The organism is Pseudarthrobacter arbutini (assembly GCF_054510915.1).
The window spans coordinates 1-21,523 of the sequence record NZ_JBTNDQ010000007.1; the positions used below are offsets into that span (position 1 = coordinate 1).

20 protein-coding genes are annotated in these 21,523 nt (G+C 67.3%); 7 read left to right on the forward strand and 13 right to left on the reverse strand.

Annotated features, from left to right (window positions below; all coding sequences use genetic code 11):
• Positions 1-149 precede the first annotated feature (149 nt).
• Complete coding sequence (locus ACX80V_RS09305; protein WP_058931793.1) at positions 150-752, forward strand: dihydrofolate reductase family protein; 603 nt, start codon at positions 150-152, stop codon at positions 750-752.
• Between the two features lie 125 nt (positions 753-877).
• On the opposite strand, the gene groL is transcribed toward ACX80V_RS09305, so the two are convergent.
• The 3 genes from groL to ACX80V_RS09320 form a co-directional block, all read right to left on the reverse strand.
• Positions 878-2,488, reverse strand: a complete 1,611-nt coding sequence (groL, locus tag ACX80V_RS09310; protein WP_058931792.1) for a chaperonin GroEL — start codon at positions 2,486-2,488, stop codon at positions 878-880.
• Positions 2,489-2,565: 77 nt separating this feature from the next.
• Positions 2,566-2,862 carry a co-chaperone GroES gene (groES, locus tag ACX80V_RS09315; protein ID WP_018773735.1) on the reverse strand — a complete coding sequence of 99 codons (297 nt, stop codon included), beginning with the start codon at positions 2,860-2,862 and terminating at the stop codon, positions 2,566-2,568.
• Positions 2,863-3,071: 209 nt separating this feature from the next.
• Positions 3,072-3,455, reverse strand: a complete 384-nt coding sequence (locus ACX80V_RS09320; RefSeq protein WP_485842925.1) for a hypothetical protein — start codon at positions 3,453-3,455, stop codon at positions 3,072-3,074.
• A 55-nt stretch (positions 3,456-3,510) separates the two neighbouring features.
• On the opposite strand from ACX80V_RS09320, the gene ACX80V_RS09325 reads away from it, so the two are divergent.
• Positions 3,511-4,740 carry a class I SAM-dependent methyltransferase gene (locus tag ACX80V_RS09325; protein WP_056344184.1) on the forward strand — a complete coding sequence of 410 codons (1,230 nt, stop codon included), beginning with the start codon at positions 3,511-3,513 and terminating at the stop codon, positions 4,738-4,740.
• A gap of 27 nt (positions 4,741-4,767) precedes the next feature.
• Here ACX80V_RS09325 and ACX80V_RS09330 read toward each other — a convergent pair whose 3' ends face one another.
• The gene (locus ACX80V_RS09330) at positions 4,768-5,586 is read right to left on the reverse strand and encodes a shikimate 5-dehydrogenase (protein ID WP_485842926.1); all 819 of its coding nucleotides are present in this window, start codon (positions 5,584-5,586) and stop codon (positions 4,768-4,770) included.
• Between the two features lie 50 nt (positions 5,587-5,636).
• Positions 5,637-7,088 carry a glycoside hydrolase family 3 protein gene (locus ACX80V_RS09335; protein WP_485843069.1) on the reverse strand — a complete coding sequence of 484 codons (1,452 nt, stop codon included), beginning with the start codon at positions 7,086-7,088 and terminating at the stop codon, positions 5,637-5,639.
• Between the two features lie 341 nt (positions 7,089-7,429).
• Between ACX80V_RS09335 and ACX80V_RS09340 the strand changes: the two genes are divergently transcribed.
• A complete protein-coding gene (locus tag ACX80V_RS09340; protein WP_485842927.1) occupies positions 7,430-8,581 on the forward strand; it encodes a glutamate--cysteine ligase in 1,152 nt (383 codons plus the stop codon).
• Between the two features lie 90 nt (positions 8,582-8,671).
• Here the strand turns inward: ACX80V_RS09340 and tsaD are convergent, their stop codons facing one another.
• The 6 genes from tsaD to ACX80V_RS09370 all read right to left on the reverse strand — a co-directional run bounded on the left by tsaD (position 8,672) and on the right by ACX80V_RS09370 (position 14,008).
• On the reverse strand, positions 8,672-9,820 hold the full coding sequence (gene tsaD, locus ACX80V_RS09345) for a tRNA (adenosine(37)-N6)-threonylcarbamoyltransferase complex transferase subunit TsaD (RefSeq protein WP_485842928.1): 1,149 nt from the start codon (positions 9,818-9,820) through the stop codon (positions 8,672-8,674).
• Positions 9,817-10,359 (reverse strand): ribosomal protein S18-alanine N-acetyltransferase, encoded by a 543-nt coding sequence (rimI, locus tag ACX80V_RS09350; protein WP_485842929.1) that lies wholly within the window; start codon positions 10,357-10,359, stop codon positions 9,817-9,819. The genes tsaD and rimI overlap by 4 nt, the downstream gene beginning before the upstream one ends.
• A complete protein-coding gene (gene tsaB / locus ACX80V_RS09355; protein WP_058931774.1) occupies positions 10,356-11,027 on the reverse strand; it encodes a tRNA (adenosine(37)-N6)-threonylcarbamoyltransferase complex dimerization subunit type 1 TsaB in 672 nt (223 codons plus the stop codon). Before tsaB ends, rimI begins: the two co-directional genes overlap by 4 nt.
• Complete coding sequence (gene tsaE / locus ACX80V_RS09360; RefSeq protein WP_485843070.1) at positions 11,027-11,605, reverse strand: tRNA (adenosine(37)-N6)-threonylcarbamoyltransferase complex ATPase subunit type 1 TsaE; 579 nt, start codon at positions 11,603-11,605, stop codon at positions 11,027-11,029. Before tsaE ends, tsaB begins: the two co-directional genes overlap by 1 nt.
• A 17-nt stretch (positions 11,606-11,622) precedes the next feature.
• Complete coding sequence (gene alr, locus ACX80V_RS09365) at positions 11,623-12,831, reverse strand: alanine racemase (RefSeq protein ID WP_485842930.1); 1,209 nt, start codon at positions 12,829-12,831, stop codon at positions 11,623-11,625.
• Between the two features lie 85 nt (positions 12,832-12,916).
• The gene (locus ACX80V_RS09370; protein WP_485842931.1) at positions 12,917-14,008 is read right to left on the reverse strand and encodes a carbohydrate kinase family protein; all 1,092 of its coding nucleotides are present in this window, start codon (positions 14,006-14,008) and stop codon (positions 12,917-12,919) included.
• Between the two features lie 70 nt (positions 14,009-14,078).
• Between ACX80V_RS09370 and ACX80V_RS09375 the strand changes: the two genes are divergently transcribed.
• Positions 14,079-15,509, forward strand: a complete 1,431-nt coding sequence (locus ACX80V_RS09375) for a family 4 glycosyl hydrolase (protein ID WP_485842932.1) — start codon at positions 14,079-14,081, stop codon at positions 15,507-15,509.
• Here the strand turns inward: ACX80V_RS09375 and ACX80V_RS09380 are convergent.
• The gene (locus ACX80V_RS09380; protein WP_485842933.1) at positions 15,506-16,030 is read right to left on the reverse strand and encodes a GNAT family N-acetyltransferase; all 525 of its coding nucleotides are present in this window, start codon (positions 16,028-16,030) and stop codon (positions 15,506-15,508) included. The two genes, ACX80V_RS09375 and ACX80V_RS09380, sit on opposite strands and share 4 nt — an antisense overlap.
• A 119-nt stretch (positions 16,031-16,149) precedes the next feature.
• Here ACX80V_RS09380 and mshA point away from each other — a divergent pair, with 119 nt between their 5' ends.
• From mshA to ACX80V_RS09395, 3 genes are all read left to right on the forward strand, one after another.
• A complete protein-coding gene (gene mshA, locus ACX80V_RS09385; RefSeq protein WP_058931769.1) occupies positions 16,150-17,415 on the forward strand; it encodes a D-inositol-3-phosphate glycosyltransferase in 1,266 nt (421 codons plus the stop codon).
• 54 nt (positions 17,416-17,469) lie between these two features.
• The gene (locus ACX80V_RS09390) at positions 17,470-19,152 is read left to right on the forward strand and encodes a formate--tetrahydrofolate ligase (protein WP_485842934.1); all 1,683 of its coding nucleotides are present in this window, start codon (positions 17,470-17,472) and stop codon (positions 19,150-19,152) included.
• A 153-nt stretch (positions 19,153-19,305) separates the two neighbouring features.
• Positions 19,306-20,223, forward strand: a complete 918-nt coding sequence (locus ACX80V_RS09395) for a DUF559 domain-containing protein (protein WP_485842935.1) — start codon at positions 19,306-19,308, stop codon at positions 20,221-20,223.
• An 84-nt stretch (positions 20,224-20,307) separates the two neighbouring features.
• Here ACX80V_RS09395 and ACX80V_RS09400 read toward each other — a convergent pair whose 3' ends face one another.
• On the reverse strand, positions 20,308-21,393 hold the full coding sequence (locus ACX80V_RS09400; protein WP_485842936.1) for an inositol-3-phosphate synthase: 1,086 nt from the start codon (positions 21,391-21,393) through the stop codon (positions 20,308-20,310).
• Between the last annotated feature and the right edge of the window lie 130 nt (positions 21,394-21,523).

The following is a 21,523-nucleotide window of genomic DNA, read 5'->3' on the forward strand; positions in this document are numbered from 1 at the left end:
CAGCCCTACCCCCACCGGCGAACCGGCAGCCGCAGACACCCCGCTACGCGCGCATTACCAAATGATTCTTCGATACCCACTACGCGCGCATCTTCCATGAGTCAACGCGAAGGCTGGACAGCACCGGGACGCCGTTCCAGAATGGACGCGTGGGCATCATCGTCGCGAACCTGTTCATCACTCTCGACGGCGTCTACCAGGCGCCCGGCGGTAGCAAGGAGGACACCGAGGGCAGTTTCGCCTTCGGTGGCTGGCAGATGCCGGTGTCCGACGACGAAGCCGACGCGGCCATTGGCGCCGAGATCGCCCTCATCGACGCCCTGCTCCTCGGCCGGAAAACCTACGACATCTTCGCGGCCTACTGGCCGCACCAGTCTGACGACATCGGCGGGACACTCAACCGGGTGCCCAAATTCGTCGTCTCCGGCACCCTGACCGATCCAAGCTGGGCGGGCACCACGGTGCTCCCTGATGCCACGGCCGCGGGACGGCTCCGCGAGGAGTACAACCAGGTGCACATGTTCGGCAGCGGCGTCCTCATCCGTTCACTGCTGGCGGCAGACGTGATCGACCGCCTCCACCTCTGGCTCTATCCGATCACTCTCGGGCAGGGCAAGCGCCTCTTCGACGCCGGGACCATTCCCGCGTCCTTCCGCCTCGCCGAGCCGGCGCGCAGCTTCCCGAAGGGGGCGGTGTCGCTGGTCTACGAGCGTGCGGGCGACGTTGAAACACAGGACATGCCGGGCGCATAGTGCGGGAAAGCTCACCGCGATTGATTTGTGGCACAAAAAACCGGCCCAGCGGAAGCTGGACCGGTTCTTTGTTTGGAGACTTTGTGCGGAGGCTCTAAGCCCTCACCGTCAGGGGACGGTGGGGATTAGTGGCTGTGGCCTGCGTGCTCGTCTTCGTTTGCGGGCTTCTCCACTACGAGGGTCTCGGTGGTGAGAACCAGCGCAGCGATGGATGCCGCGTTGCGCAGGGCTGCACGGGTGACCTTGACCGGGTCGATGACACCGGCGGCGATCAGGTCCTCGTACTCGCCCGTCTTGGCGTTGAAGCCGTTGTTGGTTTCGAGCTCGGCAACCTTGGCGGTGACAACGTAGCCGTCGAAACCGGCGTTCTGGGCGATCCAGCGAAGCGGCTGGACCAGCGCGCGGCGGACGATGCCCACAGCAGCGGCGGCGTCGCCTTCGAGTGCCTTGACTGCAGGGTCCTCGTCGAGGGCCTTCAGTGCGTGGATCAGTGCGGAACCGCCACCGGCCACGATGCCCTCTTCGAGGGCGGCGCGGGTGGAGGACACCGCATCTTCGATGCGGTGCTTCTTTTCCTTCAGCTCAACTTCGGTGGCTGCGCCGACCTTGATGACACCGATGCCGCCGGCCAGCTTGGCCAGGCGCTCCTGGAGCTTTTCGCGGTCCCAGTCGGAGTCGGTGCGGGTCAGCTCGGCGCGCAGCTGGGAAACCCGGGCTGCGACGTCTTCTGCGGAACCGGCGCCGTCAACGATGGTGGTGTTGTCCTTGGTGACCGTGATGCGGCGGGCGGTACCCAGCACCTCAAGGCCAACCGAATCCAGGCTGAGGCCCAGTTCCGCGGAGATGACCTGCGCACCGGTGAGGGTGGCGATGTCCTGCAGCATGGCCTTGCGGCGGTCGCCGAAGCCCGGAGCCTTGACGGCAACAACGTTGAGCGTGCCGCGGATGCGGTTGACGATCAGCGTGGACAGGGCCTCGCCCTCAACGTCTTCGGCAATGATGAAGAGCGGCTTGGAGCTCTGCAGCGCCTTCTCCAGCAGCGGCAGGAAGTCCTGCACGGAGGAGATCTTGCCCTGGTTGATCAGGATAAGGGCGTCTTCGAGGACGGCTTCCTGGCGTTCGGAGTCGGTCACGAAGTACGGGGACAGGTAGCCCTTGTCGAACTGCATGCCTTCGGTGAGGACCAGCTCGGTCTGCGTGGTGGAGGACTCCTCGATGGTGATCACACCATCCTTGCCGACCTTGCCGAATGCCTCGGCGAGGAGCTCGCCGATTTCGTCGCTCTGGGCCGAGATTGCTGCCACGCTGGCAACCTGCGTGCCTTCAACCGGGCGTGCGTTCTCGAGCAGGCGGGCTGCAATGGCTTCTACGGAAACCTCGATGCCACGCTTGATCTGGCCCGGAGCGGCGCCCGCCGCAACGTTGCGCAGGCCTTCCTTAACCAGGGCCTGGGCGAGCACGGTGGCCGTGGTGGTGCCGTCGCCGGCAACATCGTTGGTCTTCGTGGCTACTTCCTTGGCCAGCTGCGCGCCAAGGTTTTCGTACGGGTCATCAAGCTCAATTTCGCGGGCGATGGTGACGCCGTCATTGGTGATGGTGGGTGCCCCCCACTTTTTGTCGAGGACAACGTTGCGGCCGCGGGGGCCGAGCGTCACCTTGACAGTGTTGGCGAGCTTATCGATGCCGGCTTCAAGCGACCGGCGTGCAGCGTCGTTAAACGCAAGCTGCTTTGCCATGGTTTTGTCCTTTCAAAGACAGAACCCCGCACTGTTGTTCGGTCAGGGACGGAACAGCAGTACGGGGATCCAAAGAGTTACTTTACGACGATCGCCAGAACGTCGCGGGCGGAGAGCACGAGGTACTCGGTGCCACCGGTCTTGACTTCAGTTCCGCCGTACTTGGAGTAGATAACAACGTCGCCAACGGCAACATCGATCGGAACGCGGTTGCCGTTGTCGTCAAAGCGGCCGGGGCCTACTGCAACAACTTCGCCTTCCTGCGGCTTCTCCTGTGCGGAGTCCGGGATAACCAGGCCGGAAGCCGTGGTCTGCTCGGCTTCGAGCGGGCGGACAACAATACGATCCTCAAGAGGCTTAATAGAGACCGACACTCGGACCTCTCCTTCTACGTCAGCAAATTCATGGACAGTTGAGCTGCTTCGCCGTGGCTGGCAAACCGTCGTCGCGGTGCCGGCAGCAGCCTGGCTGGCAGCTCTTCATGTGTTAGCACCCTCCTAGGGAGAGTGCTAATGATGACTCTATGTATTGGTTAGCACTCGGTCAAGGCGAGTGCCAGAATTATGTCGCCGGCGAACAGCTGTTACCGGCCGGTGAGGTCCTCGAGATCGACGTCCTCGTCGCCGTCGTCCCCTTCCTCAAGGGTGCCCCGCCGCAGGTACAGCACCACGGCGCCGCCCACGGCAGCCAGCAGCGAGACCACCAGCAAGATGATGCCGCCTATGCGCGCCCCGGCGTAGAGGCCGCGGATCTCCCCTGCCTCGTCCGTGACGTCCTGGATGTTCTTGCCGCCCACGGAGTAGACAGTGGCGTTGAACGTGTCCAGGAAGAAGATGATCACGAGCAGCGCGACGCAGACCACGGCCACTGCGGATCCTGCAATCAGCGCGGGGCGGGCGAACTTCACCAGGTCCGGGTTGCTGGCTTGGGGTAGTCCGGACGGCTGGGTGCCTGCGCTGTCTTCCATGCCTTCAACCCTAGCCGGATCTGGCCGCCGGGCTACCTCCACTAGGCTTGAACCCATGGCTCAAGCACCGCAGGACCAGATCGCCCCACTGCTCACGAGCGAAGGCTGGGAGCTCCTGGCGTCCCTGGGCCCGTACCGCGAGGACAAGTCCTTCGAGCTCAACGCGGCCCTCCGCAAGGCCGGGCACTCCCCCGCACTGGTCTCCGCCGTCCTCACCCAGTCCCGGCTCCGCACCAAGGCCGAGCTGAAGTTCGGCGAGTTCGCCCGGAGCATGCTCTTCACGCAGGCCGGGCTGGAACAGGCCACGCGCCTCACTGTTGCTGCTCGGCATGCCGAGCGCTTTGCGCAGGCCGGCGTCCGCCACGTGGCCGACCTCGGCTGCGGCCTTGCCGCGGACTCCCTGGCACTGGCATCGATGGACATCACGGTCACGGCCGTGGAAATGGACGAAACCACGGCCGCCTGCGCCACGGTCAACCTCATCCCCTTCCCCAACGCCACCGTGGTGCACTCGGACGCCACCACCGTCCCGTTGGACGGAGTCGACGGCGTCTGGCTGGATCCCGCACGCCGGGTCACCTCCACGTCGGGTACAAAACGGATCTGGGATCCTGAGGCGTTTTCGCCGCCGCTGTCCTTTGTGGAATCGCTCGCGGCCACCGGGCGCGCCGTTGGCGTCAAAATGGGCCCCGGCATGCCGCACGAGTCAGTTCCCGCCGGCTGCGAGGCGCAGTGGGTATCGGTGGGCGGCGACGTCACCGAGGTGGCCCTGTGGTTCAACTCCGTGCGCCGGCCCGGAATCCGCCGGGCGGCGCTGCTGCTCGGCCCGCAGGGTGCCGCCGAGCTGACCAGCGCTGAAGACTTCGACGGCGGTCCCGCCGCGCCGGTGGGTCCGGCAGAGGGCTACCTGTATGAGCCCGATGGCGCGGTGATCCGCGCCGGACTGGTGGCCGACGTCGCGCTTCAACTGCGCGGGCACCTGCTGGACGAGCACATCGCCTACATCTGCGCTCCGGAGCTGGTGGACACGCCGTTCGCCCGCGCCTACAAGGTCCTGGAAGTGATGCCGTACAACGTCAAGGCGCTCAAGGCCTGGGTGAAGGAGAACGGCATCACGGTGCTGGACATCAAAAAGCGCGGCACCTCAGTAACTCCGGAGGAACTGCGCAAGCAGCTGTTCGCCGGAAGCAAGGTGGCCGGGAAGAAGGCCGGACAAAAAACAGCCACCCTGGTCCTAACCCGCATTGGGGAGGACCGGGTGGCCATCTCGGTGGAACCTGTCTAAGGCAGCGAACGGTCCTGAGGCCCGGCCTTACTGGGCGCGCATAAAGTCCTCGGCGGCCCGGACCTGCTCGTCGGTGGGCCGGACACCGGTGTAGAGCACAAACTGCTCGAGCGCCTGGATGGTGGCCACTTCGGCTCCCGTGATCACCTGTTTCCCGGCGGCGCGGGCCGCCTTGATCAGCGGCGTTTCCGCAGGCAGCGCCACGACGTCGAAGACCACCTTGGCTGCCGCGATCGCAGCTTCCGGGAAGGACAGCGAGTCCACTTCCGGGCCGCCTGCCATACCGATAGGCGTGACGTTGATGATCAGGTCCGCCGTCCCGACGTCGAGCGTTGCCCGCCACTGGAACCCGTACTGCTCAGCGAGCACCCGGCCGGTGTCTTCGTTCCGGGCGATGACGGTGACATCCGTGAAGCCGGCGTCCCGCAGGGCCGCGACGGTGGCCTTGGCCATGCCGCCGGCACCTTGGACCAGCACCGAGTAGTCCGTGGGCACGGCGTTGCTTGCAAGGAGCTGCTCGATGGCGGTGTAGTCGGTGTTGTAGGCCAACAGACGCCCGTCAGTGTTCACGATGGTGTTGACCGAATCGATGGCTTTAGCGGAAGGATCCAGCTCATCGACGAGGGCCATCACGTCCTCCTTGTACGGCATGGACACCGCACAGCCGCGGATTCCCAGGCCCCTGACACCGGCGATCGCCTGGGCCAGGTCGGTGGGGGCGAAGGCCTTGTAGATCCAGTTCAGGTCCAGCTGGTCGTAGAGGTGGTTGTGGAACCGCGTCCCGTTGTTGCTGGGCCGGGCCGACAGCGAAATACACAGGGTCATGTCTTTATTCAGAATGGGCACCTGTCCATTAAACCGCCGCTGACCGATTCGGCGATGTGTTGCGGGCCAAGTTACGGGCAGCCCGTCCCGGCTGGATAGCTTCCGACGGCGGCGGGCAGCTTTCCCGGGGCAGTTGCCTTGCCTGCCAGCACGGCAACGAGGGCGTCAAAAGCGCCAGGCGTGCGGCCGTACAGCGCAATCTTCACCGGGGCAGTGGAATCCTGCAGCGGCCACGGCGCATCCAGTGCCACGGCGATATCGCCCCCAACCGGCCGACTGGCGTAACCGATGAGGCTGACCAGGGGGCCCGCCCCGGTGCCGAGCCCGGCCTTCGCTGCGGCAGCCTCAAACCGCGCCCGGTCCTGCGCTGATCCGCCGGCAATCCGGATGCTTCCCTCGACGATTGGCGCGCCGCAGTGTCCGGACAGCACCGTGACGGCGGCCGCGGAGACCCGCGCCGAGATGTCGGCGCCGCTGCCGGGGGCTGCGCTGGCGGGGGTCGACCCGGCAGGCGGCGACGTGACGCGGCCGCGCCAGGTCATCATGGTGGCCACGCGAACAGCTGCTTCGTCCAGGCGGGCCGCCGGCAGTGTTCCGGCCGCGACAGCGCTAACGATGGCTGCGTGGGCCTGCCCCACGTCCGTGGGCATCAGGAGCAGGTCCGCGCCCGCGGCGAGCGCCGCCGTTGCTGCGGAGCCACCCGGGTATTGCTGCTGGACTGCGCCCATGTTGAGGGCATCGGTCACGGCCACACCCTTGAAGCCCATGCCGCGCAGCGCAGCATAGGTGGGGCCGGACAACGACGCCGGGACGCCGGGTTCCAAGGCCGGTACGGCGATGTGCCCGGTCATGACCATGGGCATACCGGCGGCGATGGCCGCCCGGAACGGCTTCCAGTCCCGGGCTTCGAGTTCCGCGATGCCCGCGGGCTGCACCGGGAGGTCCTGGTGCGAGTCAACGGTGACGGAGCCGTGGCCGGGGAAATGCTTGACGGCGGGCAGGACTCCGGCCTCCTGCATGCCCTGGGAAAACGCCACCGCCAGCGCTCCCGCTGCGTCCGGGTTGCCGGACATTGACCGGGCACCGATGGTGGGATCTGCTGGGCCGATGGTCACGTCCGCATCGGGGGCGAAGTCCACGGTGAAGCCCAGTGACGCGATCTCCGCGGCCAGGGCGCGGCCGGCGTCCTTGGCGAGTGGCGCATTGCCGGCAGCCCCGTAGCTCAGGGCCGTTGGCCATTCGGTCAGGGGCGCACCCAGCCGCGCCACAATCCCGCCCTCCTGGTCCAGGCCGATGAGCCCGGGCCAGGGCCTGCCGTCGGCCTTGGCGGCCTGGGCCAGCCGGGCGTTGACAGCAGTCATGGCAGCCGGATCCGCCTGACCGCGCGCGTCGAGCGGGATGTTGTCGCCCATAATGATGGACCCGGCAAGATGGAGGCGCTCAATTGTGTCGGCCTGGGCTTCGGCGTCCGTGCCGGCGTACACGGGCATCAGCACCTGGCCGGCCTTCTCCTCGACCGACATCGCCGCCACGGCGGCCGCGGCGACATCCTGGTCCCGCTGCTCGGGGCCCCAGCCCAGCGGCAGCAGCCCGGGGTCAGGTGAGGGAGAAGCGGACGGAGGTGCCGTCGTCGGCCGCTCTGATTCCGGGGTTGAGGCCGGCGCAGGGCCGGAGGTCGCCGGGGCGGTGGCGGGAACCGCCGTGCAGGCAGTCAGGGCGGCCACGGCAGCGGCCGCAATAAGGAGGGTGGTTTTGTGAATACTGTCACGGGTCCAAAGGAACAAGGCCATCAAGACGATGCTACCCCTGCATTAGACTTGAATGCGGCGCGTGCCCAGGGATATCTGAACAGTTAGGGGAACGCATGAAGATTGATTTCGCTTCATCGAAGCAATCAACTCTTGGTGTGGAATGGGAGCTGGCCCTGGTGGACGGCCAGACCGGCGAACTGGCATCGGTAGCCAACGAAGTGCTCAGTGGCGTGGTTGCCAAGCACCCCGAACTCAACGAAGACGACGAACACCCGCACATCAAGCAGGAACTCCTGCTCAACACCGTGGAGCTGGTCACCGGCATCTGCGAGACTGCCGCCGAAGCCAAGGAAGACCTCAGCCGGTCCCTGGCTGCGGTGCGCGAAATCACCGATCCCATGGGCGTGGAGGTTTTCTGCGCCGGCAGCCACCCGTTCAGCCCGCCGCAGCTGCAGCCCGTGACGGACAAGGCCCGGTATGCCAAGCTGATCGACCGCACCCAGTGGTGGGGCCGGCAGATGGTCATCTACGGCGTGCACGTCCACGTGGGCCTGGACCGGCGCGAAAAGGCACTCCCCGTGCTGGACGGCCTGGTCAATTACTTCCCGCACTTCCAGGCGCTCTCGGCGTCGAGCCCGTTCTGGGGCGGCGAGGACACCGGCTACGCATCGCACCGCGCCCTGATGTTCCAGCAGCTGCCGACGGCGGGCCTGCCCTTCCAGTTCCCGTCCTGGAACGAATACGAGTCCTACGTCCAGGACATGTTCACCACCGGCGTGATCGACACACTGTCCGAGATCCGCTGGGACATCCGGCCCGTTCCCAACCTCGGCACCATCGAAATGCGCATCTGCGACGGCCTGGCCACGCTGGAGGAGGTGGGAGCGATTGCCGCGCTCACCCAGTGCCTGGTGGATGAATTCTCCACCACCCTGGACAACGGCGGCACCATCCCCACCATGCCGCCGTGGCACATCCAGGAGAACAAGTGGCGTGCCGCCCGTTACGGCATGGAGGCCATCATCATCCTCGACGCCGCCGGCAACGAACAGCTGGTCACCGACCACCTCCTGGAGACCCTGAACCGGCTTGAGCCGGTGGCCGCGAAGCTCGGCTGCCCCGACGAATTGGCCGACGTCGAGAAGATCATCCGCCGCGGCGCCGGGTACCAGCGGCAGCGCCGCGTCGCTGCAGAGCACGGCGGCGACCTGCAGGCCGTGGTGCTGGACCTGGTCAAGCAGATGCGGAACGGCCCGACGGGCTAAATCCCACCCGTTGCTCTATCAGTTGTGGTCCCTAACCCGGCGGTTTGGGGACCAGAACTGATAGAGCAAGTTGGGTTTTCGGCAGTCGGGTCAGGCGGGGAGGGAAACCGCGGTGACGGGCATCGAGGAGTCCGGGGCGAAGCGGATGCCGCTGGGCCCGATCCCGGCCATCACCAGCTGTGCACCGAGTGCCGCCACCATGGCGCCGTTGTCCGTGCACAGGTCAAGCGGTGGCACGTGGAGTCTGATTCCGGCGGACGCACAACGCTGGCCGGTGAGTTCGCGCAGCCTGGAGTTGGCCGCCACGCCCCCGCCTAAAAGAACGTCTTTTATGCCGTGCTCCCGGCAGGCCAGGACGGCCTTGGACGTGATCACATCCACCACTGCTTCCTGGAAGGCTGCGGCGATGTCGGCCACCGGCACGTCTTCGCCGCGGGCCTCGAACTGCTCGACACACCGCGCCACCGCCGTCTTCAGGCCGCTGAAGGACCAGTCGTAGCGGTGTTTTCCAGGCTCCTCGGCAGTGCCCATGTACTTGGGCTGGCTGAGGCCGCGCGGGAAACGGATGGCTTTGGCGTTGCCGGTGCGGGCCAGCCTGTCGATGGCCGGGCCGCCCGGGTAGCCAAGGCCCAGGATGCGGGCCACTTTGTCGTAGGCCTCGCCGGCGGCGTCGTCGATGGTGGAGCCGAGGAGCTGGACGTCGCTGGTGATGCTGTTGATCTTCAGGATTTCGGTATGCCCACCGGAGACCAGCAGGGCGCCCAGGTTCTCCGGGAGACGGCCACCGTGGCCGAGCCCTGCGGCCAGACTGGCGGGACGGCCGGCCCCGCGGCCGGCGGCAGCACCGCCGTCGGGGTTTCCGTCCAGCAGTCCGACGCCGACATGTGCCACCAGGTGGTTGATGGCATACAGCGGCTTGCCGGTGGCCACGGCCAGGGCCTTAGCCGCGCAGACCCCCACCATCAGGGCGCCCGCAAGCCCGGGCCCGGAGGTGACGGCAAGGGCGTCCACGTCGTCCAGCGACACGTCGGCGTCGGCCAGGGCTTGGCGCAGGGTGGGCACAAAGGCGTCAAGGTGTGCGCGAGAGGCGATTTCGGGGATCACGCCGCCGAAGCGGACGTGCTCGTCCATCGAGGAGGACACCGTGTTGGTGAGCAGCGTGGTGCCGCGGACGATGCCGACGCCGGTTTCGTCGCAGGAGGATTCGATGCCCAGCACCAGGGGCTGCGAGCGGTTCATGGCTGGCCTGCTTCTGCTGTGTGATCCTGGGCTGGTGTGTGACCTGGTGCGGCGTCGGCTGGTGCGCCTTCGGGGGCCAGCTGCAACCGCATGATGAGGGCGTCAACGCCGTCGCGGTAGTACCCGCGGCGGACGTGGATCTGTTCGAAGCCGAAACGTACATACAACTGCTGGGCCCGCGGGTTGTCGGCCCGGACCTCCAGGAGGACGTCCGCCGCCCCGCGGAGACCGGCTTCCGTGATCAGCCTGGTCAGGAGCGTAGAGCCGATGCCCCGGCCTTCGAATTCAGGCACGACGGCGATGGTCTGGACGTCCGCGATGGGCTCGATGCACATCAGCCCGGCGTAGCCCACGATGCTCCCACCGCTTTCCGCCACCAGGTAACGGCGCGTTTCCGGCTGGGACAGTTCGGACAGGAACATGTGCAGCGGCCACGCGTCCGCAGGGAACAGCCGCTGTTCGAGGGCGTCCACAGCGGGCACGTCCTCCAGGGTCATGTCCCGGAACACCACTCCGTCAGCGCTGGTCGGCATGCTCATAGGGCCCGCTTCCGTGGGCCGGGGACCTGGGCATCCGATTCCCGGAGGTACAGGGGTGTGGAGTCGAGCAGCTGCCCGCCGGCTGCCAGCCGGGCCAAGGCGAACTGTCCGAGGTAGAGGGCGTCCGGTTGTTCGTTGCTGAAGCCCGGGTCTGCGCGCAGCACGTCACTGTAGAGTCCGGCGCCGGCGCCGTAGGCCGGGAGGTCCGGAAGGTCGGCCGCGAAGCTGACGTGCGGGCCGTCCTCGAGCTGCGGCAACTGGCCGTCGGCGAGGCTGTACCGCGCCCAGTAGACCTCTTTGCGCCGGGCATCCGTGACCACCAGGAATTCGGCCGCGGCATCGGTGGACTCAGCCACTTCCAGTGCCACGGCGTCCAGGCTCATCAGCCCGTACAGCGGTTTGTCCCAGACGAAGGCGAGCGTCCGGGCGGTTGCGATCCCCGAGCGCAGGCCGGTGAACGGGCCGGGGCCCACGCCTGTCACGATCGCGTCAATGTCCTGGCCGGTGACGCCCGCAGAGGCCAGCAGGTCCTCGATGCCGGGTGCAAGCACTTCGGCGTGGCTGCGCGTGTCCTCGGTGGAGAAGCTGGCCACCACGCCTTCGAGTGCGTCGTCCGAGACGAGTGCCGCACTGGCCACGGCGGAGGTGTCGATGGCAAGAATGAGCATCACGGTGTCCCTTCGAAGGCGCCGCCGAGGACAGGCTTGGTGCTCCAGCGGGGACCAAACCCGCGCAGCACGATGGTGCGGGGCTCGTCGAAGTCCTCTGTGTCAAAGTCGAGGATTTCGGTGTGGCCGGGCATTGGTTCCGCGGCGCCTATGGCGTCCAGTCCGATCGCCCGGTGCAGGTCCACTTCCAGCCGGCTCTCGCTCAGGTGCTCCACCCGGCCGCGCCCCCATTCCACCACGGTCACGGACGAGTCCAGCGTGTTTTCCAGGTCAATATCGTCAATTTCCGACGCCGATCCCAGCCGGTACGCGTCCACGTGCACCAGATCAGGGCCACCGGGCCGCGGGCCGTCGGGCAGGTTGGGATGGATGCGGACCAGGACAAACGTGGGCGAAATAATTCCTGCGCGCACGCCCAGGCCTTCGCCGAGCCCCTGCGTGAAGGTGGTTTTCCCGGCGCCCAGCTCGCCGGTCAGCACCAACAGATCCCCGGCCTGCAGCTCGGCCCCTAAAGCGGCACCGAGCGCGTGCGTCTCATCCGCCGTCGTGACTCTCAGCGTCTGTTCCCAGGTGGGCATCTCTGCCGTGAGCACGCTCACGGCGTTGCCTGCTCGACGGCGGGACTGTCGTTGATGTACCGGCGCGGCACCCGCGGGCTGATCCGGGTCACGATCTCGTAGTTGTTGGTGCCGGCGGCGATCGCCCAGTCATCCGCCGTGGGCCCGCCGTCGTCCCCGTTGCCGAACAGCACCGCCTCGGCGCCGAAGAGCTCCGCGCCGGCGGGGCCGATGTTGCCGAGGTCGATGACCATCTGGTCCATGGCGATCCGGCCCACCACGGGATAGGTCCGGCCAGCCACCCGGACGGGACCGCCGGTGGCAATGCGGGGCACACCGTCGGCGTAGCCCAGCGGGATCAGCGCCAGGGTGCTGGGGCCGCTGGTGCGGTAGCGCAGGCCGTAGGAGACGCCTTGCCCGTCGGGGACCTGCTTGCATTGGGACACCAGGGTGCGCAGCGTCATCGCGGGCCGGAGGCCCAGTTCGGCGGACGTCTGGCCTTCGAAGGGCGAGAGACCGTAGATGCCCAGACCCACGCGGACCAGGTCAAAGTGTGTATCGGGGCGGGACAGCGTGGCGGGGGTGTTTGCCAGGTGACGGACTTCAGCGTCCACGCCGGCGTCCTCGGCCACAGCCAGCACCTCGCGGAAGGCCGCCAATTGTTCATCGGTTTCCGGCCGTTCGGGTTCATCTGCCACGGACAGGTGGGAGAAGATGCCCACCACACGCAGGAGGCCCTGGTCCTGGTACTCCATGGCTTCGCCCAGCAGCTGGTCCCAGGCATCGAGCGCTACGCCGTTCCGGCCCAGGCCCGTGTCCACTTTCAGGTGGATCCGCGCGGGACGTTCCTGGTCACGCGCGGCGGCCACAATCCGGTCCAGTTCCCAGCCGGAGCAGCCGATGTCGACGCCGGCAGCCACCGCTGCGGCGAAGTTGCTTTCCGCCGTGTGCAGCCAGGCCAGCAGGGGGGCGTCGATGCCCGCGGCCCGCAGCGCCAGCGCCTCGGAGATATGTGCGACGCCCAGCCAGGATGCGCCGGCTTCGAGGGCGGCCCGGGCCACCGGAACCGCGCCATGTCCGTAGGCGTCGGCCTTCACCACGGCCATGACCTTGGCGGGTGAGGCCGCGGCTGCCAGCCGCCGCACGTTGTGGCGGATGGCGTCCAGGTCGATGACGGCGGACCGCTCGTACAGAGGATCAGGTCCTGAGGCCGCGCTGATGTCACCGGTTGTTACGGGATAAGTCACCCTAGTGATTCTAGTGCGGGGGCTCGGGGCGGGATAATCGCGCCGCGTTCCGGGCGCACTGTCCGGGCGCCCCCCCGCGCTGCGCTCAGGCGTCGGACAGGTGCGCGATGGTGGCGGTGGCCCGGCGCTGCGCTGCCAGCGGGACGTCGCTGACAATGTCTTCCAGGAAACCGAAGCGGCGAAGCCACTGGCTGCTCTGGCGTTCCGGCCGGGAGTTGGCCCGCTTCCACCAGTCGGCGATGTCTCCCCAGCCAGGCGCCGCCAGCGATCCACCCACCTCCTGCACGGCCAGGGAGGCGCAGAGGTTGGCAAAGCGGAGCCGGTTGCCCAGCGGCCAGCCGGCCAGGCTGCCCACGATGAAGGCCGCGTCAAAGCAATCGCCGGCCCCGGTGGGATCGTAGGCGGCCACCGGCAACGACGGCACCCACTCTTCCTCCCCGGTTTCCGAGTCCACGGCCATCGCACCTTGCGCACCGAGCGTCACCACGGCCACGGGCACGCGGTCCGCCAGCGCGTACAGCGCGGACCACGGATTGTCCTTCCCCGTGAACGCCATGGCCTCACGCTGGTTGGGCAGGAAAGCATGGAAATACTGCAGGTTCTCCAGCCGCACCGGAGCCCACTCCCCGCTGGGATCCCAGCCCACGTCCCCGAACAGCTTGACCCCCGCCTGGTGCGCGGCCACCGCCCACGGCTCGATCTCAGCGTCCAATGCGGCAATGCCGGCGAGCGCCTGCGGCGGCGAACCGATCAGTTCCGACGACGTCACGGGGGCCGGGTGGCCATGCGTCACCAGCGAACGGTCGTTCTGGACGCTGAGCGAGACTGTGACCGGGGAATGCCACCCCGGGATGCGGCGGGACAGGCTCAGGTCCACGTGTTCCTGCCCGGCCAGGATCTTCCAGTTGTAGTCCCCGTAGCCGTCGTCCCCGAAGGCGGCAGCCAGCCCCGTGCGCAGTCCCAGCCTCGCCGCGGCGATGGCCTGGTTCGCGACGCCGCCGGGGCAGCTGCCCATGCCCTCGCTCCAGATTTCCGTGCCCGGCTCGGGCGCGTGCGGCAGGCCCGTGAAGATAATGTCCTGGAAAACCGTGCCGGCCAGGAGCAGGTCGAACCCGCCGTCGGACGGTGTGCGGACGGTTGAGAGCGGATCGAAGCGGCGGTCCGGAATAGCGTCCATGTCCGGCAGACTACGCCCTGCCGCGGCCCCACGGTAGGGGCGCGCCCGGCGGCGCCCTAGACTGCTGACTATGCGGCTTATGATTGCCGGCGGCGGCGGATTCCGCGTGCCGCTTGTGTACCGGGCTCTGGCGTCCGGCGCGTTTGCGGGGCTGGTCAGCGAACTGGTGCTGTTCGACGTCGACCCCGCCCGCCTCAGCGCCATCAGAGCGGTTCTGCGCGCCATGCCGGAGTCCGACGGCGGTGCTGCCGCCGGCGCCAACGCGCGTGCCCAGCCGCCCGCAGTGCGCACCACCACGTCCCTGCCGGAGGCCCTGGCGGGTACGGACCTGGTGTTCGCGGCCATCCGTCCCGGCGGCACGGCCGGCCGGATCAAGGACGAACGGGTGGCCCAGGACCTTGGCCTCCTCGGCCAGGAAACCACCGGCGCGGGCGGCATCTCCTACGCCCTGCGAACCATCCCCGAGATGCTGCATCTGGCGCGGAAGATGAAGGAGTTCTGCCCGGACGCCTGGCTGATCAACTTCACCAACCCGGCCGGCATGGTCACCGAAGCCCTGCTGCCGGTCCTTGGCCAGCGGGTCATCGGGATCTGCGATTCCGCCGGCGGGCTGGTGCACCGGGCGGCCCGCGCCGCCGGCCTGCCGCTGCCGGACGGAACGCTCGACGGCGTGGGCTACTACGGTCTGAACCATCTGGGCTGGCTCTACCGGCTGGAGGCCGGCGGCCAGGATCTGCTGCCCGCACTGCTGTCAAACGCCGCTGCCCTCATTACCTTCGAGGAAGGCCGGCTCTTCCCGCAGCCGTTCCTCAAAAACCTTGGCGCCCTGCCCAACGAATACCTCTATTACTACTACCAGCGGGAGAGCGCCGCGGAGGCCATGCGCGCCATGGCCCAGACCCGCGGCGAGTCCATCCACCACCAGCAGGCCGAGCTGTACCCGCTGCTCGCCTCAGCCGGAATGGATGCCTACAGACTGTGGGACGCCGCCCGGCGCTCGCGCGAGGAAGGCTACCTCGCCGAGGCGCGGACCCACGGCGAGCAGCGCGACGAGGACGACCTCGCCGGCGGCGGCTACGAACGCGTCGCCCTGGCGGTGATGCGCGCGTTGGCGGGGGCCGGGGACGCCCAGCTCATCCTCAACACCCCCAACACGCTTCCGTCCGGTCCTGGCGGGGCGACCGCCCCCGGCAGCACCACCCCGGAACCGGCCATTCCGGGATTGCCGGCGGACGCCGTCGTCGAAGTCCCCTGCACCGTAACGCCCCACGGCGCGGTGCCGCTTCCGCAGTCAGCCCCGGGACCGGAGCAACTCACCCTCCTCCAGCGCGTCAAGGACGTTGAGCGGCTCACCGTCCGGGCAGCGACGCACGGAGACCGGGCGGCCGCCGTCGACGCTTTCGGCCGGCATCCCCTGGTGGACTCCCCTGCCCTCGGCGCCAAGCTGCTGGCCGGCTACGAGCGCGCGTTCCCTTCGCTGCTGGAGCTTTGGCGCGGCTAGAGCTTCCGGTACATCACGTGCAGGCCAACGTATCCCAGCGTCGGGTACTTGAACGCCTCGGGAATGGTGGCGAGGATTTCGAAGCCCATCCCCTGCCAGGCGGCCACCGCGCGGACATTGCTTTCCACCACGGCGTTGAACTGCATGGCACGGAAGCCCGCGTCCCGGGCCGCCTCCAGGGAGTATGCGCACAAAGCCCGTGCCACGCCTTTGCCGCCGTGGCCGCTGTGGACCATGTAGCCGGCGTTGGCCACGTGGCTGCCCGCGCCGCCCTGGTTGGGATGCAGCTCGCCGGTGCCGATCACGCCGCCGTCGGCCGTCACGGCCACAAACGCCTGGCCGGGGGCATCCTTGAACCAGCGGGCCCGGGCGTCGGCCTCAGTTGTGTCCCGGTCCCAGGTGAACGTCTCGCCCGACCGGATGACTGGCTCCGATACGGCCCACATGCCGGGCCAGTCGGCGTCCGTGGCGGGGGGGATCGAATATTCTGCGGAACTGTGCGGTGTTGTGGCTGCATTCACCCGCGCCACGTTAGCAGCCGGCCACGTGCCGGGAGGCCGCCCGGGAGCGGCTGGAGTAGTGTTTTACCGAGTGGGCAACAGCGGGGCCCACGCCGCGCCAGCGGTGGGAAGGAGAAGCCATGACATTGATCCGCAGGGTCGCGTTACTCTCCCTCCACACCTCCCCGATGGAGCAGCCAGGCTCCGGCGACGCCGGCGGCATGAACGTCTACATCCGGGAACTGGCCTCCGCGCTCGCCGAGACCGGCGTAGAGGTGGAGATCTTCACGCGCTCCACGTCAGCCAAGCAGGCCGCCGTCGAACATCCGGACCCCGGCGTGTGCGTCCACAACGTGCTGGCCGGGCCGCCGCGGAAGATCCCCAAGGAAGAACTGCCGGGGCTGCTGCACCACATGGTGGCCGAGATCGAGCAGATCCGCCAGCGCCAGCCGCACGGCCGCTACGACGTCATCCATTCGCACTATTGGGTGTCCGGGATCGCCGGCCTGGAGCTCTCGGAGCTCTGGGGTGTGCCGCTGGTCCACACCATGCACACCATGGCGAAAGTCAAAAACCTCCTGCTGGAGTCAGGCGAACAGCCCGAGCCGCGGCGGCGCGAAGAGGGCGAGCACCGGATCGTCGACGGCGCCGCCCGCCTGATCGCCAACACCACCGCCGAAGCCGAAGAGCTGGTGTCCCACTACGATGCCGATTACGACCGGATCGACGTCGCACCGCCGGGCGTGGACCTCAGCACCTTCACTCCCGCCTTCCGCGCGCGGTCCCGGGCCGAACGGGGTGTTTCGCCGGAGACGTTCCACCTGGTCTTCGCCGGCCGCATCCAGCGGCTGAAGGGCCCGCAGGTCCTGCTCAAGGCCGCGGCCCTGCTGCGCGCCCGGCGGCCCGAGATCGATCTCCGGCTCACCATCCTGGGCGCCCTCAGCGGCAACAAGGACTTCAACCTCCGGCACCTCATCGCTGAGTCTGGGATGGACGACGTCGTCACGCACCTTCCCCCGGTCAGCGCGGCTGACCTGGCGTCCTGGTTCCGGGCGGCCGACGTTGTGGTGATGCCTTCCTACAGCGAATCGTTCGGGCTGGTGGCCATCGAAGCGCAGGCCTGCGGGACGCCCGTGGTGGGCACCCGGGTGGGCGGGCTGTCCCGCGCCATCTGCCATGGTCGGACCGGGCTGCTGGTGGACGGGCACCATGCCAAGGACTGGGCGGACGCGCTCGAAGCGATGTACGACGATCCGGACACCCGTGCCGACATGGGGCGGGCCGCGGCCATCCGGGCGGAGAACCTGGGGTGGAACCGCACGGCCGCCATCACGCTGGAAACGTACCACGCCGCCGTCGAACAGCAGCTGGCCAGCCGGCTGATCCCGGCGGTGCCGGCACCTTAGAGACGGGCAGCCGCCGTCGGCCTTTAGTACCCCGACCTAACCAAAAGGACAAGGATGTCTGAACGGAATTCCCTCAGTGACCTCGAGATCGCACGGCAGGCCACCATGAGGCCCATCGAGGAGATTGCGGCTGCCGCCGGCATCAACGCCGCCGCGCTGGAACTCTACGGGCGGTACAAGGCGAAGGTAGATCCTTCCCTCCTGGCGGCGCCGGAGCCCGCCGGGAAGGTAGTGCTGGTTTCGGCGATGTCGCCCACGCCCGCCGGTGAGGGGAAGTCGACCACCACGGTGGGTCTGGCCGATTCGCTGGCCCGGGCCGGGCACAAGGTGATGATCGCGCTGCGGGAACCGTCGCTGGGCCCCGTCCTGGGGATGAAGGGCGGGGCTACCGGGGGCGGCTACTCCCAGGTGCTGCCGATGGACGAGATCAACCTGCACTTCACCGGTGATTTCCATGCTGTGACGTCTGCGAACAATGCCCTGATGGCGCTCGTGGACAACCACATCTACCAGGGCAACGAGCTGAACATCGACCCCCGGAGGATGACGTTCAAGCGGGTCCTGGACATGAATGACAGGTCGCTCCGCGAGGTGATCATCGGCCTCGGCGGGCCCACCCAAGGTGTCCCCCGGCAGGACGGCTTCGACATCACGGTGGCCTCGGAGATCATGGCGGTTTTCTGCCTGGCCACCAGCCTGGCTGACCTCCGCGAGCGCCTGGGCAGGATCACGTTCGGCTACACGTACTCGCGGGATCCGGTCACCGTGGCGGACCTCGGCGTCCAGGGTGCCCTGACCCTGCTCCTGAAGGAAGCCATCAAGCCCAACCTGGTGCAGACCATCGCCGGCACTCCCGCGCTGGTCCACGGCGGGCCGTTCGCCAACATCGCGCACGGCTGCAATTCGCTGATCGCCACCCAGACGGCCCGGCGGCTCGCGGACATCGTGGTCACCGAGGCCGGCTTCGGCGCCGACCTCGGCGCCGAAAAGTACATGGACATCAAGGCACGGATCGCGGACGTGGCGCCGTCGGCCGTGGTGGTGGTGGCCACCGTCCGTGCGCTCAAGATGCACGGCGGCTTGCCCAAGGACAGGCTGACGGAACCCGACCTCGAGGCGCTGCAGGCCGGCGTCGCGAATCTCCGGCGGCACCTACACAACGTGGAGAAGTTCGGGGTGGCACCGGTCGTGGCCATCAACAGGTTTTCGTCCGACACCGAGGAGGAATTGGACTGGCTGTTGGAATGGTGTGCGGCGGAGGGCGTCCAGGCCGCCGTGGCGGACGTCTGGGGCCGGGGCGGTGGCGGAGACGGCGGAGACGAGCTGGCCGCGAAGGTAGCGTCAGCGGTTGCTGCGCCGAACAGCTTCCACCATCTGTATCCCCTGGACCTGCCTGTGGAGGAGAAGATCCGGACCATTGCGCAGGAGATCTACGGGGCCGACGGCGTGGACTTCTCCGTCCCTGCCCTGAAGCGCCTGGCCGAGATTGAAAAGAACGGCTGGACCGGGCTGCCCGTCTGCATGGCCAAGACCCAGTATTCCTTCACCGATGAGGCCTCCCGGCTGGGGGCTCCCAAGGGCTTCACTATCCATGTGCGCGACCTCATCCCCAAGACCGGCGCAGGTTTCATCGTGGCCCTGACCGGTGCCGTCATGACGATGCCCGGCCTTCCCGCCGCCCCCGCCGCCATGCGCATGGACGTGGACGACGCCGGCAACCCGGTAGGCCTCTCCTGACCGCGCCTGCCCTCCCCTCCCTTCAAATCCACCACACGTTGCTCTATCACTTTGAGGTCCTATTCCGGGGGCAAAGCGACCACGAGTGATAGAGCAACTGAGCCTGTGGATAACTTCTGCGGGAAAGATTGGCTTCGGGCAACAATGGTGCACATGCGCCCATCCTCGCCACTGCCGGATCACCTTACGTCCGTTCCGTTCACTGTCCATGAGGCGCGAGCTGCCAACCTGAGCAGCGGCAGACTTCGTTCCTCCGACCTCGCCTCAGCCGGACGGTTGCTGTATCTGCCCACGGGCTGGGACTTTGAGATCCGAGGACTTGCCAGGGCACTCTCAGCTGCCACACCGGGCGCCTGGATCTCGCATCTGACGGCCGCCGTCGTGCTCGGGCTCTGGCTTCCTACCTGGTTCCGCGACTGCCGGGAACTCCATTTGAGCAAGCCCAGGAACCTGCCGCCTGTGCGGCGCGAGGGTGTAGTCGGCCACACTGTCCTGGCCTTTGATGGGGAGGTCATGGTGCTGGACGGGATGCGGATCTCCACCCCGGCCCGGACTTGGCTTGACCTTGCCAGCCTCATACCGCTGGAGGATCTGGTGGCTGTTGGTGACCAGCTGATCCGTCAGCCCCGGCCCGGCCTCGAAGCCCGGCTGGCGACTTGGTCAACGCTTCCCGAGCTGCACGAAATGCTGAGGCGGCACCCGAAGCTCAAAGGTATCGTGAAGGCCAGGGAGGCCGCCGAACTCATCCGTTCCGGTGCCGATTCCGCCCCCGAGACGTTCCTACGCCTCGCTCTGACTTCCGCAGGCCTGCCGGAGCCGGAACTGCAACTGCGGATTGTGGAGTCTGACCCCTACTCGCCGGCGGCAGACCTGGGCTACCGCGCCCAGCGGATCGCCATACAGTACGACGGCGGCCATCACCTGACCCGCGAGCAGCAGTCGCGCGACAATCGCCGCGACGAACTCTTCAATGCCGCCGGCTGGAGGTACTTCAAATTCAACGGGGACGATTTGGCTCACGACCTCCGCCGTGCCGTCAATCAGGTCCGGCTTACGCTCCAGTCCTCTTAAATGCCTGTTGCCCTATCAGTTGTAGTCGCCAAACCATAGATTTGACGACTACAACTGATAGAGCAACTAGGGGGTGGAGCTTGGTTAGCGCTCCAGGTCGCCGCGGATGAAGGCCTCTACCTTTTCACGGGCGAGGTCGTCGTTGAACTGCTCCGGCGGGGACTTCATGAAGTAGCTGGAGGCGGAGAGCAGCGGGCCGCCGATGCCGCGGTCCAGGCCGATCTTGGCGGCACGGATGGCGTCGATGATCACGCCGGCGGAGTTGGGTGAGTCCCAGACTTCGAGCTTGTATTCCAGCGACACGGGGGCGTCACCGAAGTTGCGGCCCTCGAGGCGGACGAAGGCCCATTTGCGGTCGTCGAGCCACTGGACGTAGTCGGACGGGCCGATGTGGACGTTGCGCGGTGCAATGTCGGCTTCAACGTTGGAGGTCACGGCCTGGGTCTTGGAGATCTTCTTGGACTCGAGGCGGTCGCGCTCCAGCATGTTCTTGAAGTCCATGTTGCCGCCGACGTTCAGCTGGTACGTGCGGTCCAGGGTGACGCCGCGGTCTTCGAAGAGCTTGGCCATAACGCGGTGCGTGATGGTGGCACCGATCTGGCTCTTGATGTCGTCGCCCACGATCGGGACGCCGGCGGCGGTGAACTTGTCGGCCCATTCCTTGGTGCCGGCGATGAACACGGGGAGGGCGTTGACGAACGCCACGCCGGCGTCGATGGCAGCCTGCGCGTAGAAGTGGGCAGCATCCTCGGAACCAACCGGGAGGTAGCAGACCATAACGTCGGCCTTGGATTCGCGGAGCGCGGCGACGATGTCAACGGGCTCTTCGGTTGACTGTTCGATGGTCTCGAGGTAGTACTTGCCGAGCCCGTCCAGGGTGTGGCCGCGCTGGACGGTCACGCCGGTGGGGGGCACATCGGCGATCTTGATGGTGTTGTTCTCGCTGGCCAGGATGGCGTCGGCGAGGTCCACGCCCACCTTCTTGCCGTCAACATCAAAAGCGGCAACAAACTGGACATCGTTGACGTGGTACTTGCCGAACTCCACGTGCATCAGACCCGGGATCGTGGCCTGGGGATCGGCGTCACGGTAATACTGCACGCCCTGGACGAGCGAGGCGGCGCAGTTACCCACACCAACGATGGCAACACGAATCGGATTTGCAGACACGGAGCTCCTTTGAAGACAACTTCAGCCGCCAGGACGGTCAGTACCGGAAAGTACGACGGCGGCACGCTGGCAGTGCGCCATTCGGCGCCTTTTCATCTTACCCAACCAAGCGGGGGCCGGGATTGTTCCC

Excerpts from the sequence above, each read along its gene's own strand:
- groL (WP_058931792.1), bottom strand. The coding sequence starts at position 2,488 with ATGGCAAAGCAGCTTGCGTTTAACGACGCTGCACGCCGGTCGCTTGAA.
- ACX80V_RS09320 (WP_485842925.1), bottom strand. The coding sequence starts at position 3,455 with ATGGAAGACAGCGCAGGCACCCAGCCGTCCGGACTACCCCAAGCCAGC.
- ACX80V_RS09325 (WP_056344184.1), top strand. The coding sequence starts at position 3,511 with ATGGCTCAAGCACCGCAGGACCAGATCGCCCCACTGCTCACGAGCGAA.
- ACX80V_RS09335 (WP_485843069.1), bottom strand. The coding sequence starts at position 7,088 with ATGTCGGTCGAGGAGAAGGCCGGCCAGGTGCTGATGCCCGTGTACGCC.
- ACX80V_RS09340 (WP_485842927.1), top strand. The coding sequence starts at position 7,430 with ATGAAGATTGATTTCGCTTCATCGAAGCAATCAACTCTTGGTGTGGAA.
- tsaD (WP_485842928.1), bottom strand. The coding sequence starts at position 9,820 with ATGAACCGCTCGCAGCCCCTGGTGCTGGGCATCGAATCCTCCTGCGAC.
- rimI (WP_485842929.1), bottom strand. The coding sequence starts at position 10,359 with ATGAGCATGCCGACCAGCGCTGACGGAGTGGTGTTCCGGGACATGACC.
- tsaB (WP_058931774.1), bottom strand. The coding sequence starts at position 11,027 with ATGCTCATTCTTGCCATCGACACCTCCGCCGTGGCCAGTGCGGCACTC.
- tsaE (WP_485843070.1), bottom strand. The coding sequence starts at position 11,605 with ATGCCCACCTGGGAACAGACGCTGAGAGTCACGACGGCGGATGAGACG.
- ACX80V_RS09370 (WP_485842931.1), bottom strand. The coding sequence starts at position 14,008 with ATGGACGCTATTCCGGACCGCCGCTTCGATCCGCTCTCAACCGTCCGC.
- ACX80V_RS09375 (WP_485842932.1), top strand. The coding sequence starts at position 14,079 with ATGCGGCTTATGATTGCCGGCGGCGGCGGATTCCGCGTGCCGCTTGTG.
- mshA (WP_058931769.1), top strand. The coding sequence starts at position 16,150 with ATGACATTGATCCGCAGGGTCGCGTTACTCTCCCTCCACACCTCCCCG.
- ACX80V_RS09390 (WP_485842934.1), top strand. The coding sequence starts at position 17,470 with ATGTCTGAACGGAATTCCCTCAGTGACCTCGAGATCGCACGGCAGGCC.
- ACX80V_RS09395 (WP_485842935.1), top strand. The coding sequence starts at position 19,306 with ATGCGCCCATCCTCGCCACTGCCGGATCACCTTACGTCCGTTCCGTTC.